This is a genomic window from Streptomyces sp. NPDC059455 (assembly GCF_042750115.1).
Lineage (GTDB): Bacteria > Actinomycetota > Actinomycetes > Streptomycetales > Streptomycetaceae > Streptomyces > Streptomyces endocoffeicus.
Genome location: NZ_JBHYVB010000251.1, coordinates 1 through 14,654, shown reverse-complemented (window position 1 = coordinate 14,654; position 14,654 = coordinate 1). Strand labels below are relative to the sequence as shown.

General features: G+C 72.6%; 11 protein-coding genes and 1 pseudogene. 7 read left to right on the top strand and 5 right to left on the bottom strand.

The features are described 5' to 3' along the window. Window positions 1-2,990, bottom strand: a 2,990-nt coding sequence (locus ACFXB5_RS47300; RefSeq protein ID WP_385220559.1) for a nitrate- and nitrite sensing domain-containing protein, incomplete at its 3' end; no start/stop codon positions are given. Window positions 2,991-3,380: 390 nt separating this feature from the next. Between ACFXB5_RS47300 and ACFXB5_RS47295 the strand changes: the two genes are divergently transcribed. After that, complete coding sequence (locus ACFXB5_RS47295; protein ID WP_385220557.1) at window positions 3,381-4,151, top strand: hypothetical protein; 771 nt, start codon at window positions 3,381-3,383, stop codon at window positions 4,149-4,151. A 95-nt stretch (window positions 4,152-4,246) separates the two neighbouring features. Here ACFXB5_RS47295 and ACFXB5_RS47290 read toward each other — a convergent pair whose 3' ends face one another. Continuing rightward, window positions 4,247-4,777, bottom strand: coding sequence for a MarR family winged helix-turn-helix transcriptional regulator (locus ACFXB5_RS47290; protein WP_385220554.1), 531 nt, complete (start codon window positions 4,775-4,777; stop codon window positions 4,247-4,249). Window positions 4,778-4,985: 208 nt separating this feature from the next. Here ACFXB5_RS47290 and ACFXB5_RS47285 point away from each other — a divergent pair, with 208 nt between their 5' ends. Together ACFXB5_RS47285 and ACFXB5_RS47280 are read left to right on the top strand one after the other, a co-directional pair. After that, entirely contained in the window at window positions 4,986-5,834 is an 849-nt protein-coding gene (locus tag ACFXB5_RS47285; RefSeq protein ID WP_385220551.1) for a lysozyme, read from the top strand. Between the two features lie 179 nt (window positions 5,835-6,013). Further along, window positions 6,014-6,592, top strand: a complete 579-nt coding sequence (locus ACFXB5_RS47280) for a TetR/AcrR family transcriptional regulator (protein WP_385220548.1) — start codon at window positions 6,014-6,016, stop codon at window positions 6,590-6,592. A 146-nt stretch (window positions 6,593-6,738) separates the two neighbouring features. On the opposite strand, the gene ACFXB5_RS47275 is transcribed toward ACFXB5_RS47280, so the two are convergent. From ACFXB5_RS47275 to ACFXB5_RS47265, 3 genes are all read right to left on the bottom strand, one after another. Next, complete coding sequence (locus ACFXB5_RS47275) at window positions 6,739-7,290, bottom strand: NAD(P)H-dependent oxidoreductase (RefSeq protein ID WP_385220545.1); 552 nt, start codon at window positions 7,288-7,290, stop codon at window positions 6,739-6,741. Window positions 7,291-7,380: 90 nt separating this feature from the next. Beyond that, window positions 7,381-9,798: an endopeptidase La gene (gene lon, locus ACFXB5_RS47270; RefSeq protein ID WP_385220542.1), complete on the bottom strand. Its 2,418-nt coding sequence runs from the start codon at window positions 9,796-9,798 to the stop codon at window positions 7,381-7,383. Window positions 9,799-9,854: 56 nt separating this feature from the next. Then, complete coding sequence (locus ACFXB5_RS47265) at window positions 9,855-10,787, bottom strand: rhomboid-like protein (RefSeq protein ID WP_385220540.1); 933 nt, start codon at window positions 10,785-10,787, stop codon at window positions 9,855-9,857. Between the two features lie 235 nt (window positions 10,788-11,022). Between ACFXB5_RS47265 and ACFXB5_RS47260 the strand changes: the two genes are divergently transcribed. From ACFXB5_RS47260 to kgd, 4 genes and pseudogenes are all read left to right on the top strand, one after another. Next, window positions 11,023-11,751: a spermidine synthase gene (locus tag ACFXB5_RS47260; protein ID WP_385220538.1), complete on the top strand. Its 729-nt coding sequence runs from the start codon at window positions 11,023-11,025 to the stop codon at window positions 11,749-11,751. A gap of 104 nt (window positions 11,752-11,855) precedes the next feature. After that, window positions 11,856-12,596 (top strand): response regulator transcription factor, encoded by a 741-nt coding sequence (locus ACFXB5_RS47255; protein ID WP_385220535.1) that lies wholly within the window; start codon window positions 11,856-11,858, stop codon window positions 12,594-12,596. Further along, the gene (locus tag ACFXB5_RS47250) at window positions 12,593-13,927 is read left to right on the top strand and encodes an ATP-binding protein (protein ID WP_385220533.1); all 1,335 of its coding nucleotides are present in this window, start codon (window positions 12,593-12,595) and stop codon (window positions 13,925-13,927) included. Before ACFXB5_RS47255 ends, ACFXB5_RS47250 begins: the two co-directional genes overlap by 4 nt. A 238-nt stretch (window positions 13,928-14,165) precedes the next feature. Then, a pseudogene (gene kgd, locus ACFXB5_RS47245) lies at window positions 14,166-14,654 on the top strand (multifunctional oxoglutarate decarboxylase/oxoglutarate dehydrogenase thiamine pyrophosphate-binding subunit/dihydrolipoyllysine-residue succinyltransferase subunit); the annotation flags it as partial.

Below are 14,654 nucleotides of genomic sequence, written 5' to 3'. Positions count from 1 at the left end.
GGCCCGGGCCCGGCGGCCCGGAGCTCCCCCGCCGGGGCGCGGTCCGCCGGGCCACCGCCCGCCGCCGGGGCGCCGGGGCGCGCCGGGCCGCCGTTGGCCGGGCCCCAGGCGTCCGCGCCGACCGGGCGTATGCCGTGGCCGCCCAAGTACCACTCGCGGTCCATGTAGTCGGCGAGGTCCGCGTAGTCGTCGCGGCCGTCGGCGTCCGCGCGGTCCGCGGCGTCCTCACGTCCGTCGCGTCCGTCGAGTCCATCGCGTCCATCGCGACCCTGACGGTCCTCGCGGTCCCCGCGGCTTTCGCGGCCGTCGGGATCCGTACGGTCCGAGCGGCCGCCGCGGTCCTCGGGGGCCCCTTGGCTCTCGCGCAGGCGGCGGAGCGTCAGCTCCATCGTCTGCTCGACGTCCGGGACCTCCGGGACCTCCGGCTCCTCGGCCTGCGGTGCCGGGGCCTGGTCGTCCGCGCCGGACCGGGTGCCGTCCTGTCCGTCGGCCTGGGCCAACTTGGGGACGCGCTTGGGCAGGGCGGGCAGCGCACCGGTGCTTTCCGGGGCCGGATGGCCGCGCGGCGGCGTGGGGTCCATGGGGTAGTCGCGGCCGGTGTCCCCGGTCCGCCCCCACTGCTCACCGGGGACGGCCCAGGGGGCGCTCGGCTCCGGTTCGGCGGCGGCGTCGACGGGCCCGGGCTCAGGACGGGGCTCGTCCTCGGGCTCCGGCTCGGCGGCCCAGGGCGCCGGGTCCGGCTCCGCGGGCGGAACGGGCAGAGCGACCGGGGCGACCGGCGCGACCGCCTCGGCCGGCGGCTCGGCATCGGCCCCCGCCACGCCCCCCGCCACACCCTCTTGGCCGCGCGCGACCGAACGGGCCTGCCCCGGCAGCGCGTTGGAGTTCGCCTCGGCCTCCGAGCCCGGGAAGCCCAGGAAGGAGGACGGTCCGGTGGCGCCGAACGTCGCGCCCACCGGCGGGGCGGGCGGCAGCCCGGCGCCGGGCGGACCGGAGGGGAGGATCTTCGTCGGGAGGACCACCACGGCCGCCACCCCGCCCGGCTGCTGCTCGCGCAGCTGTACGCGGATGCCGTGGCGCGCGGCCAGCCGGGTCACCACATACAGCCCGAGGCCCAGCGGGTCCTCCGGCTGGGGGCCCTGGCAGTACTCGGGCACCGGGTCGGCGAGCCGGTTGTTCAGCTCGATGAAGCGCTCGGGCGTCATGCCGATGCCCTCGTCCTGGACGGACAGCATGACCTCGCCGGTCTCCAGTAACCAGCCGGAGATCTGGACCGCGGCGTCCGGCGGAGAAAACGATGTCGCGTTCTCCAGGAGCTCGGCGATCAGGTGGCTGACGCTGTCCGCGGCGAACCCCGCGACCTGGGCGTGCGGCGGCAGCGCCTGGATCTGCACCCGGTCGTACCGCTCGACCTCGCTGATCGAGGCGCGCAGCACATCCAGCAGCGGCACCGGCCCCGGATGGGTGGCCTTCTGCTCGGAGCCCGCGATCACCAGGAGGTTCTCGCCGTAGCGGCGCATCCCGGTGGCCAGGTGGTCGAGCTGGAAGAGCGTCTCGAGGCGGTCGGGGTCCTGCTCCCGCTCCTCCAGGGACTCGATGATGGCGAGCTGGCGCTCGATCAGGCCCAGCGAGCGCAGCGCGAGGCTGACGAAGCTGCCGTGGACCCGGGCCCGCAGCCCCTCCAGCCGGGTGGTGACCGCGTCCCGCTCGGCGCGCAGTCCGTCCCGCTCATCGGCCATCCGCTGCCGCTCGCCGACGAGCCGGGTGCGCTCGCGCTCGAGCTCGGCGACCCGCTCGTACGTCTGCGCGGCCTTGGCGTGCAGTTCGTTGACGGCCCGTACGGCGTCCGCGAACTCGTCGTCGCGGCCCTTGAACTCCACCGGCTCCTCGGCCGCCGGATCGGCCGCGACCCGCCGGGCGCCGAGCCGGAGCGCGGCCAGCGGCCGGGTCATCGAGCGGGCGCTGTGCACTCCGGCGCCGAGGGCGACCAGCAGGGCGGCGCCGACGATGCCGATGCGCAGCTCCAGGTCGGTGACCTCGTCGTCCCGCACCCGGGCGAGCTGGGCGGCCTCGGCGGAGGCCAGCGAGGACTGCGCGCCGCGCATCTGGTCGATCCGGGCGTTCAGGGCGGCCTCGACGCGGTCCTTCTGGAGGAAGAAGTCATTGCCGGCGAGGCGGCTCTGGTCGGTGAGCCGGGCGAGGTAGCGCTCGGCGGAGCCGATCTCGGTGCCGCTGACGGTGCGCTGGTAGGCCTCGCGCATGGCGGCGGGGGCGAGTTGCTCGAAGTCGTCGAGCGCCGACTGCTCGCGGACGTTGGTCCGCTGCGCGGCCGAGACCAGCGTGGGCTGGCCGCCGCCCGCGTCGAGCGCGGCCAGCAGCAGTCCGCGGGTGGCGGACGCCTCCTCCACCGCGCGGCCGAGCGGGGCCAGCGCGGCGGTGCCGCCGGACTCGGCGTCGGCCGGGAGCCGGCGGGTGAGGGTGTCGGTGATCCCGTTCAGCGCCTGGACGGTGCGGGTGTAGGCGGTGAAGACATCGATGGCCGAGCCCTTGCCGGTCAGCGCCTCCTGGCGCAGCTCGGGAAGGGCGTCGAGGCGCCGCCGGATGGAGGCCGGGACGTCCCCGCGCACCTCCCGGACCCGGCGGTCGACCCGGGCGCGCATCTCCTCGGAGACCCCGCGGCCGGAGGCGGATGTGCGGCCGTCGGCGACATAGCGGGTCATGGCGTCGCGCTCGTCGGCGAGGGCGTGGGCGAGGGTCACCGCGCCGCGGTTGGTCCCCGCGAGGTCGACGAGGTGCTGGGCGTCGGTGGTGTCGTCGAGGGCGAGCAGGACGGCGGGCGTTCCGGCTCCCAGGACGGCGACGGAGACGAGGGCGACGGACGTGGTGAGCCGACGACGGACGCGTACGGTGCGCCGTCGCGGCGCCGCCTCATCCTGACGTGGCTCGCCGACCGCATCGCGCGTGGTGCCCCGAAGCCGCTTCTTCCGCACCGGTGCTCACAATCCATTCTCGCCCGACCGCTGACGTGAACCAGAGGTGACGACGGATCAACAATTGTGTTTCCCCACCTCTGGTAGGGATTCCGACCCTTTCAGGACGGGTCTGGGGCGGGCATACATCACCTGCCCGGCCACCCGAACGAGTGAACCGTATTGCGTAGTTGACCACCAACTTTGGCTCGCGACCATACCTTCCCACCACCTTGCGCGGATTGGTAAAGACCTCGGCGCCCTGACAAGATGCCCACCCGCAGCTTCCCAGAAGTGTCAATCCCGCCCCAATCAGGCGGCGGAGAAACCGGTGCCGGATTTGGTACGGACCAACGCCCGGTCCGGCCCTCGCCGCCGTGGTGATCGACAAGGGTCCGGCAGACTGAGGGAATGCGCATCGAACTCGCGACCGCCCCCGGCGATCAGCAATACCCCAACGAGGACTACGCCTCGGTAGCCCTCCCGGCCTCGGGGAGCGGCGGTGCGCTCGTGGTGCTGGACGGGGTGACCCCGCCCGAGGGAGGGGACGGATGCGTCCACAGCGTGGACTGGTTCACCGCACGGCTCGGCGGATCGCTGCTCGAACTGTCCGGTTCGCGACGGGATATGCCACTGACACAGTGCCTCTCCGAGGCGATCGCCCGGACCGCCGCCGCCCATAGTTCAACATGTGACCTTTCTCACCCGCTTACGCCCCAGGCGACCGTCGTCGCGGCGCGCTGGAACGCCGAGCGAATCGAGCATCTGGTGCTGTCCGACTCGGTGTTGCTCATCGAGCGGACCCATGAGGGAGTGACCCCGGTCCTGGACGACCGCATCGACCGGCTGCGGGCCGAGGGCCGGCGGCTCGCCCCGCTGCGCAACGTGGCGGGCGGGTTCTTCACCGCCGCCGCCGACCCCGCCGTCTCCCGTAAGGCGGTCACCGGGGAGTTCCCGCGCGGTGAGGTGCGGGCGCTGGCGGCGCTCACCGACGGGGCGTCGCGCTGGGTGGAGAGGTTCGGCGAGGGCGACTGGACCGACTGCTTCGCGCTGCTGCGCAAGGAGGGCCCGCAGGCGCTGATCGACCGGGTGCGGGCGGCCGAGCACGCCGACCCGGACCGTACGGCCTTCCCCCGGGGCAAGAACCATGACGACGCCGCCGTGGTCTTCGTGGAGCCCTGACCGCGGGGACCGTGTCCTACGGGGCGGGTAGCGCGGTTGCCACGTCCGCGTCGCCGGATGCGCGCGGGTCGCCGATCCTGACGTGTATGAGCGCCCTACTCCTGCGCCGCGCGCGCCGCCTGACCGCGGTCGTCGGCCTCCTGCTCCGCGTTCAACCGGTGCAGCAGCCTGGCGAGTTCGGCGACCTCGCTGCGCTCCCACGCGGCGAGGCGGCGCGCATACCGCGCCCGTCGCGCGCCCCGCACGGCACGGAAGCGGCTGCGGCCCTCCTCGGTCAACTCCACCAGGAAGGCCCGGCCGTCGGCCGGATCGGGCGTCCGCGTCACCAAGCCGAGCCCCTCGAGAGCCCGGAGCTGACGGCTCATCGTGGCCTTACCGACGCCCACGAAGCCCGCGAGCTCGGTGGCGCGCTGCGGACCGGCGTCCTCCAGCCGCATCAGCAGTCCATAGGCGGCGGATTCGAGCTCCGGGTGGACTTCCCGGGCCAATTCCCCCGAAGCGGCACGGGCTCTGCGGAGGAAAACAGCCAATTCGCGCTCCAGAGCCAGGAATGCATGGTCCACGCCAATGCCGCCCACGGTGCCCCCCTCACCCCGCTCAGGGGGCAACGCCCCGTTGTTGTGCACGTCAGAGCCCTCTCCGGGTTTTCACTTCGTGAAAGTTTCTACCACGCGCGGCTGTTACCGCAGCTCCACCAGTATTTCGCAGGATTAGACCAACGGCATCACACTCTCCCCCTTCCGTCGGCCTATCTACGCCCGTAGCGTCAACTCCTGACATGGTCATTCCAATCGGACGCCCCTCTCCCCCCACCGAGGTTTCGGAGGCAACGCCATGCCTGTGCACAGACCTGGTTCGGTCCGACGCGCCCTCAGTGCGCTGATCGGCATTCTCGCCGCGCTCCTCGCCATGACCATCGCACTGCCCGGTTCGGCGTTCGCCGCTCAGGGGCAGGGCGACAAGGCCATCCCCCATCCCGAGGACGACTGGGCGGGTTCCCAGATAGCCAAGCACGAGGGCGGATCCACGACCGGTGAGGCGCCGACGGGGCTGCTCGCCACCGTCGAGGGCGTGGACGTCAGCAGCCACCAGGGCAATGTCAGCTGGTCGACGCTGTGGAGCAGCGGAGTCCGGTTCGCCTATGTCAAGGCGACCGAGGGCACCAGCTACACCAACCCGTACTTCGCCCAGCAGTACAACGGCTCGTTCGACGTCGGCATGATCCGTGGCGCGTACCACTTCGCCCTGCCGAACAACTCGACCGGTGCCGCACAGGCCAACTACTTCGTCGACCACGGCGGCGGCTGGTCCAAGGACGGCAAGACCCTGCCGGGCGCACTCGACATGGAGTACAACCCCTACGGCGCGACCTGCTACGGGCTGAGCGCCAGTGCGATGGTCAACTGGATCAAGTCCTTCAGCAGCACCTACAAGTCGCGCACCGGCCGCGATCCGGTGATCTACACCTCCACCAGCTGGTGGAAGACCTGCACGGGCAACTCCGCCGCCTTCGGTGGCGTCAACCCGCTGTGGATTCCGCGCTACGGTTCGTCCGTCGGCGAGCTTCCGGCGGGCTGGGGATTCCACACCATCTGGCAGTACACCTCGTCGGGCCCGACGGTCGGCGACCACAACAAGTTCAACGGCGCCATGGACCGGCTGCAGGCGCTCGCCAACGGCTGAGCCCCGCATCGCGTCACCCCCCACACCTGGCGCGTCGGCCGCATTCGGCGCGTCCCGCCCTCCGGCGTACGGACAGGTCTGTCTGTACGCTGGAGGGCGTCGGTCGTTCTACGGCCCCGGTCGCTCCACGGCCTCGGTCGCCCCCCTCGGCCCGTGTGTCCGCGTCAAGGAGCTTGATCATGAGCAGCGCCCGCCCCTCCGCCCATGAGCGGATCCTGTCCACCGCCACCGCGCTGTTCAACGCCCATGGGGTGCGCGGGGTCGGAGTGGACCGGATCATCGCCGAGTCGGGCGTGGCGAAGGCGACGCTCTACTCCCACTTCCGCACCAAGGACGATCTGGTGCTGGCCTATCTGCGCGGCTCGGACGAGCGCTGGGGCGGGGCGCTGCGGGAGGCCGCCGAGGCGGCCGGAGCCGACCCCCGGGACCGGCTCATCGGCCTCTTCGACGCGCTGGACTCGGCGACCGAGCGCGACGGCTTCCGCGGCTGCGCGTTCATCAGGACCGCCGGTGAGACCGAGCCGGGCACCGCCACCCACGCCGCGACGGTCGAGCACAAGCGCGACGTACGGGCCTGGCTGACCGAGCTGGCCCGGGAGGCCGGGGCCGCCGACCCCGAGCGGCTCGGCACGCAGATCTCCGTACTCGTGGACGGGGTGATGGCCGCGGCGGCACTGGAGCCGAGGCCGGAATTCACGGAGGCCGCCCGGGAGGCGGCGCGGGCGCTGGTCGCGCAGGCGTGCCCGGTGCGGGCGTAGCACCCCTTACGCACGCGGAAGGGCAGCCCCTTACGCACGCGGAAGGGCAGCCCCTTGCGTACGCGGAAGCGCGCCCCCTGCGTACGCGGAAGGACCCGGCCGCGAGGTGAGCGGCCGGGCCCTTCTCGTGTCTCGCGCCCGGGTCGTCAGGCCGCGGTCAGCGCGCGCTCCCGCAGCACGCCGGAGGCCAGCAGCTCGCGATAGCGGTCCTGGTACGCGGCGAGCTGAGCGTCGTCGAGCCCATGGGTGCCGTGCACGATGAACGGCTCCTCGTAACGCATCCCGGTGATGTTGGCCGTGGCCTCGAAGCCGTTGAGCAGATCGACGACCGGGTAGGGGTGGGTCCCACCCGGCCCGTACTGCTCCTCGGTGCTGCCCGTCGAGGTGGCGATCAGCAGCGACTTGCCGCGCAGCGAGGTGCCGCCGCTGCCATAGGCGAAGCCGTACAGGAACACCTCGTCCAGCCACTTCTTCAGCAGCGGCGGCGTCGCATACCAGTAGAAGGGGAACTGCAGCACGATCCGGTCGTGCTGCAGCAGCAGCCGCTGTTCACGCTCGACGTCGATCCGCAGATCGGGATAGGTGGCGTAGAGGTCGTGGAGCGTGACGTTCTCCACCGGCCGGGCCGCCTCGGCGAGGGCGGCGTTGACCCGGGACGCGGCGAGATCGGGGTGGGCGAGGACGAGCAGGGTGCGCACGGAGTTCCTCCGAGGACGATACGGCATGCGAACAGACAGGTCTGTCTGGTTCGCTGTCGAAGCTACCAGACAGACCTGTCTGCCTCAATCTCACGCCGCTACCGGAACCTCGGAGGTCGCCGCGTGGGCGGGCTCGAGGGCCAGCTCCAGCACCCGGCGGACGTCGGAGACCGGGTGGACGTCGAGCTTGTCCAGGACCTCGGCGGGGACGTCGTCCAGGTCGGGCTCATTGCGCTTGGGGATGATCACGGTGGTCACCCCGGCCCGGTGCGCCGCCAGCAGCTTCTGCTTGACGCCGCCGACGGGCAGCACCCGCCCGGTCAGGGACACCTCGCCGGTCATCGCCACGTCCGGGCGCACCTGGCGGCCGGAGAGCAGCGAGGCCAGCGCGGTGGTCATGGTGACGCCCGCGCTCGGGCCGTCCTTGGGCACCGCGCCCGCCGGGACGTGGAGGTGGACGCCGCGCTCCTTCAGGTCGCCGACCGGCAGCTCCAGCTCCGCGCCGTGCGAGCGCAGGAAGGAGAGCGCGATCTGGGCGGACTCCTTCATGACGTCGCCGAGCTGACCGGTGAGGCTCAGCCCCGCGCCGCCCGTCTCCGGGTCGGCCAGCGACGCCTCCACGAACAGCACGTCACCGCCCGCGCCGGTGACCGCGAGCCCGGTCGCCACGCCGGGGACGGCGGTGCGGCGCTCGGCCGGGTCCTGGGCCGACTCGGGGGTGTGGTGCGGGCGGCCGACCAGCGGGCGCAGCTCCTCCACGCCCACGGTGAAGGGCAGTTCGCGCTCGTCGAGCTCGTGCTGGGCCGCCACCTTGCGCAGCAGCCGGGCGATGGACCGCTCCAGGGTCCGTACGCCCGCCTCGCGGGTGTACTCGCCCGCCAGCTTGCGCAGCGCCTCGTCGGTCACCGTGACCTCGCCCGGCTCCAGACCGGCCCGCTCCAGCTGGCGCGGCAGCAGGTGGTCACGGGCGATCGTGACCTTCTCGTCCTCGGTGTAGCCGTCCAGGCGCACCAGCTCCATCCGGTCCAGGAGCGCCTCCGGGATGGCCTCCAGGACGTTGGCGGTGGCGAGGAAGACCACGTCGCTCAGGTCGAGTTCGACCTCCAGGTAGTGGTCGCGGAAGGTGTGGTTCTGCGCCGGGTCCAGGACCTCGAGCAGGGCCGCGGCCGGGTCGCCGCGGAAGTCGGAGCCCACCTTGTCGATCTCGTCCAGGAGGACGACGGGGTTCATCGAGCCCGCCTCCTTGATGGCCCGGACGACCCGGCCGGGCAGCGCGCCCACGTAGGTGCGCCGGTGGCCGCGGATCTCCGCCTCGTCGCGGACGCCGCCGAGCGCGACCCGGACGAACTTCCGCCCCATCGCGCGGGCGACGCTCTCGCCCAGGCTGGTCTTGCCGACGCCGGGCGGGCCCACCAGGGCCAGCACCGCGCCGCCGCGGCGGCCGCCGACGACGCCGAGGCCCCGGTCGGCGCGGCGCTTGCGCACCGCCAGGTACTCGGTGATCCGCTCCTTGACGTCCTCCAGGCCCGCGTGGTCGGCGTCGAGCACGGCCTTGGCGCCCTGGATGTCGTACGCGTCCTCGGTGCGCTCGTTCCAGGGCAGCTCCAGGACGGTGTCCAGCCAGGTGCGGATCCAGCTGCCCTCGGGGCTCTGGTCACTGGACCGCTCCAGCTTGTCGACCTCCTTGAGGGCCGCCTCGCGGACCTTTTCGGGCAGATCGGCGGCCTCCACCCGGGCGCGGTAGTCGTCGGACTCGTCCTCGGGATCGCCGTTGAGCTCGGCGAGCTCCTTACGGACGGCTTCGAGCTGGCGCCGCAGCAGGAACTCGCGCTGCTGCTTGTCGACGCCCTCCTGGACGTCCTTGGCGATCGACTCGGCCACGTCCTGCTCGGCGATGTGGTCGCTCAGCCAGGTGACGGCCAGCTTCAGCCGGGCCACCGGGTCGGTGGTCTCCAGCAGCTCGACGCGCTGGGCCACGGACAGGAAGGGCGAGTAGCCGGAGTTGTCGGCGAGCTGCGAGACATCGTCGATCTGCTGCACCCGGTCCACGACCTGCCAGGCGCCGCGCTTGCGCAGCCAGCTGGTGGCCAGCGCCTTGTACTCCTTGATCAGTTCGGTGACGGCACCGGGCAGCGGATCGGGCACGATCTCCTCGACCGTGGTCCCCTCCACCCACAGGGCCGCCCCGGGTCCGGTGGTCCCGGCCCCGATGCGGACACGGCGCACACCGCGGATCAGCGCGCCGGGGTCTCCGTCGGAGAGCCGGCCCACCTGCTCGACGGTGCCGAGCGTGCCGATACCGGCGTAAGTGCCGTCGACGCGCGGCACCAGCAGCACCTTCGGCTTGCCGCCTCCGCTGCCACTGGAGCGGGCGGCGGCCTGGGCGGCCTCCACCGCGGCGCGTACCTCGGTATCGGAAAGGTCCAGCGGCACCACCATGCCGGGAAGCACCACCTCGTCATCGAGAGGCAGTACGGGCAGGGTGAGCGGTGTGGACAGCGAAGCCATGATCTCCCCTTCGGCAGGCAAGTTGAGTCATGAGGACTCAATAAGTCAATGCCCACTCAATGCGCGGAGGGGGTTCCGGTGTTCCCGGAGGCTCGTTCGCTGTGAGCGAAGCCGGGCGAGGCATCGTCGTTTCGCCGTGGCCGCGGGCGCCACCTGGCCTTTCGCCGGACGTACGGCCAGGTGAGAACGCCGAGCAGCAGGGCGAAGCCATGGCCCCAGCCGGTGAGCGGATCGAAGTCGACAAGGATCCCGGCGGTGAGCGCGAGGCCGATCCCGCCGAGCAGCGCCCACCGGCGCCGGGGCGACAGCAGTCCGGCGAGCGCGGCGGCGCAGGCGATCAGCCCGTAGCTCACCCCGTAGTCGAGGCGGCGCAGCGAGCTGTCCGGGAGATGCCCGGCGGCCACGGAGACGGCCACCGGGACCTCGGTGAGCAGCGTCGCCAGCACATGCCCGAGCAGGAACACCCCGGCGGTGCGCACCCCGCCGAGCCGCCGCTCCAGCGCGCCGAGCACCAGGGGGAAGGCGGCCAGATACGGCGAGGTGATCCCGCCCACCGCCCACAACGCGCTGACCAGCAGCGTCAGCAGCGGCCGCTGGGAGAGGTGGAACACATCGGTACTGGAGCCCGCGAGGAGATCGCGCACGGTGCCGGGGTCGCCGAGGCGGGCGTAGAGTCCGGTGCCGAGCAGGACGACCGTATAGCCGAGGGTGAACGGCACGGTGCGGAGCGCGCGCGGCAGCGAACGCGCCAACGCCGTCGTGCGGCGCCCGTGCCCCCGCCCGACGCTCGGCACCCGCGGCGTACTGGCCCCGACAGCCGAGGGCCAGCCGCAGCCCGCCACCCGGCGCGCATCGGCCGGGCGGGCGGATGGACCGGCCGGGGCGACGGCCCGGAGGCCGTCCGGGTCACCGCCGTCCGCCACCCGCGCGCCCGGAACGGCCGACGCATCCGTCCCTCTTACCGATGTCGTCCTTACCGATGTCGTCAACGCCCGCGCCCCTTCCCCACTCCCACCGCCGCTCCCCCTGCTCCCCGCTCATCCGCCACGACCGCGACAACAACCAGGACGCCGTGAGTCATGTCACGGCGCCTCCAGCTGTGACATGGACGACGCCACACCACGCCACCGCACGGCCCCGGGCCACCGTGAATCCGTTGGACCAGCCGGCCGGGACGGCGCGAGGATGGCGGGGTCAGGAACCACCCGGGAGGACCCCACACCCATGCAGCCGCAGCCGCCGTACGACCTCCACGCCGCCGCCGACGACCGGCCGGTGACCGTCGACCGCCGGGAGGGCCCGTACGGCGAGGTGGTGCTGCGGCGGCGCGGTGGCGGGGGACCGTCGGCCGACGCCGTCTTCGAGATCATCGCCAACGGCTGCTTCCTCATGGACACCTCCGACGGCCGCTCCGAGCGGCTGCTCATCCGTGCCGCCCTCGACGCGCTGCCCGCCGACCGCCTCTCCCCCGCGCTGCTCATCGGCGGGCTCGGCGTCGGGTTTTCGCTGGTCGAGGCGGTGGCGGAGCCCCGCTGGGGGCGGATCGCGGTGGTCGAGCGGGAGGCCGCGGTGATCGACTGGCACCGCGCGGGACCCCTGGCTGCCGTGACCGCCGGGGCACTGGCCGATCCGCGCACCGAGGTCGTCCACGCCGATCTGGTCGAGTGGCTGCGAACGGGCCCGCGGACCTATGACGCGCTGTGCCTGGACATCGACAACGGCCCCGGCTGGACCGTCACCGAGGACAACGACGGCCTCTACTCCCCCACCGGACTCGCGGCCTGCGCGGCGCGTCTCGCGCCGGGCGGGGTGCTGGCCGTATGGTCGGCGCAGCCGTCGCCCGCGTTCGAGGAATCTCTCCGGAATGCCGGGTTCACACAGGTGCGTACGGAAGAGGTCGCCGTTGCCCGGGGTGTTCCCGACGTCGTGCATCTCGCGGTTCGGGGCGCGTAGCAAAGCCGCGTACGCTGGCTTTACGCTTGCTTGCCTACCAAACGCGGCTGAGCGATGACCAGGCGCGAGCCGCGGGTTTCACCGGAAGACGCAGGGGCGGGCGTATGGAGCAGACTCAAAACGGTCACAACGGGACCGCCACGACCACCCCTGGCGCACAGCGCCGGGTCCTCGTCGTCGAGGACGATCCGACCATAGTGGACGCCATCGCGGCCCGGCTGCGCGCCGAGGGGTTCCAGGTCCAGACGGCGGGAGACGGTCCGGCGGCGGTCGACACGGCCGAGGCGTGGCAGCCCGATCTGCTCGTCCTCGACGTGATGCTGCCGGGCTTCGACGGTCTGGAGGTCTGCCGACGGGTGCAGGCCCGGCGGCCGGTGCCCGTGCTCATGCTGACCGCGCGCGACGACGAGACCGACATGCTGGTGGGGCTCGGGGTCGGCGCCGACGACTACATGACCAAGCCGTTCTCCATGCGCGAACTGGCCGCGCGGGTGCATGTACTGCTGCGGCGGGTGGAGCGGGCGGCGCTGGCCGCGCACACTCCGCGCAGCGGGATCCTGCGCCTGGGCGAGCTGGAGATCGACCACGCCCAGCGCCGGGTGCGGGTGCGCGGCTCGGATGTGCACCTCACCCCGACCGAGTTCGATCTGCTGGTCTGTCTGGCCAACACCCCGCGCGCGGTGCTCTCGCGCGAGCAGCTGCTGGCCGAGGTGTGGGACTGGGCGGACGCCTCGGGCACCCGCACCGTGGACAGCCACATCAAGGCGCTGCGCCGGAAGATCGGCGCGGAGCGGATCCGTACGGTGCACGGCGTGGGCTACGCCCTGGAGACCCCGGCGGCATGACGAAGGCCCGCTGGGCACGCAGGATCCCCAAGGTCCGGGCAGGCGCGGATCCCAGGGCGTGGGTACGCCGGGGCTGGGCGCGCGGGGCTCCCCAGGCCTGGGCGGACCGGGCTCCCAAGCTCTGGGCACGCGGGGTCCCCAAGGTCTGCCGGCTGCCCGGAGCCCCCACGGGCCGGCGGGCGTGGTCCCGCGCCACCTGGGCCCGGATCTGGGAGGCGCTGCGCCCCTTCGATCCGTACCGCTCGGTCAAGGCGGCGCTGGGGGCGCTGGTCGTCGGCTCGGTGATCATCACCACGCTGCTCGTCTTCGCGGCGATGCACTCCGACACCGAGCTGCGCGTCATCACCATCTTCTCGATCATCGCCTCGCTGCTGATCACCCAGTTCGTGGCGAACGGGCTCACGGCCCCGCTGGACGAGATGACCGAGGTCACCCGGGCGATGGCCAACGGCGACTACACCCGGCGGGTGCGGGCGGCGCAGCGCGGGGACGAGTTCGGCGACCTGGCGTCCGCGTTCAACCGGATGGCGGCCGACCTGGAGGCGGTGGACACCCACCGCAAGGAGCTGGTGGCCAACGTCTCGCATGAGCTGCGCACCCCGATCGCGGCGCTGCGGGCGGTCCTGGAGAACGTGGTGGACGGGGTCTCGGACGCCGATCCGGAGACCATGCGGGTCGCGCTGAAGCAGACCCAGCGCCTGGGCCGCCTGGTGGACCAGCTGCTCGACCTCTCCCGCCTCGACAACGGGGTGGTGCCGCTGTACACGCGGCGGTTCGAGGTCTGGCCGTATCTGGCCGGGATCCTCAAGGAAGCGAGCATGGCCAAGGGGGCGGAGTCCCATTCGGGCGCGCACACCCGTAAGGACGTCCATCTCAACCTGGACGTCTCGCCGCCCGAGCTGACCGCCCACGCCGATGCCGAGCGGCTGCACCAGGTGATGGCGAACCTCATCGACAACGCGGTGAAGCACAGCCCGGCACACGGCCGGGTGACCGTGCGCGCCCGGCGCGGTGACGGCCCGGAGAGCCTGGAGCTGGAGGTGCTGGACGAGGGCCCCGGCATCCCGGAGGCGGAGCGGCACCGGGTCTTCGAGCGGTTCAACCGGGGCGGGCTCTCCCCGGACGGCTCGGTGGACGGCCGGCGGCGGCCGGGGCCGGGGCCGGGCAGCGACGGCGGCACCGGTCTGGGGCTGGCGATCGCGCGCTGGGCGGTGGATCTGCACGGCGGGCGGATAGGGGTGGCGGAGTCCCCGCGCGGCTGCCGGATCAAGGTCAGCCTCCCCGGACCCGCCCCGGAACCCAAACAAGGCACCCCCAGAGATCAAAGCTGAAGTAAAGTCGATCCTGTCGCGCACATACGAGCGGCAGGGGTGCACGTCTGCGCTGCCCCGCACCGGAGGAAACGCACGAAACCCCGTGTGTTTCCCGGTGCGTCATGCGCTGAAACCCGCCAATCAATGTGACTTGCGCGACGATGACCAGTGCGACCTGCACGTAAGGGTCGAAGAGGCGTAGCCTTTATTCCCGCTGTCCACCACCTTTAGGAAGCGGAAGAGGGCGGTTGCCGCCGTGTCGCCACAGTCCCCCAACACCTCGAGCGTCTCGACCGATGAACAGGACGGGCAGGGGAGTAACCCTGCCGCTGCCTTCGGCCCCAATGAGTGGCTCGTCGACGAGATCTACCAGCAGTACCTCCAGGACCCGAACTCGGTCGACCGAGCCTGGTGGGACTTCTTCGCCGACTACAAGCCGGGTCAGGACACCGGCTCCGCGGTGGCCAAGCCACCACAGGGAGTAGCCGCGAGCGCCGCCCCGGCGGCCCCGGCCAAGCCCGCCGCGGCGGGACCGGCGGAGGCCAAGCCCGCCGCCCCGGCCGCGAAGCCCGCCGAGGCCAAGCCGGCCGCCGCGGCCCCCGCCGCTCCCGCTGCCGCGAAGCCCGCGGCGGCGCAGCCCGCGGCCCACGCCGCGAATGCCGCTCCGGCGGCCCCTGCGAAGACCGCGCCGGCCAAGCCGACCCCGGCCGAGCCGACGGTGGCCGAGATGGGGCGCGCCGCGGCG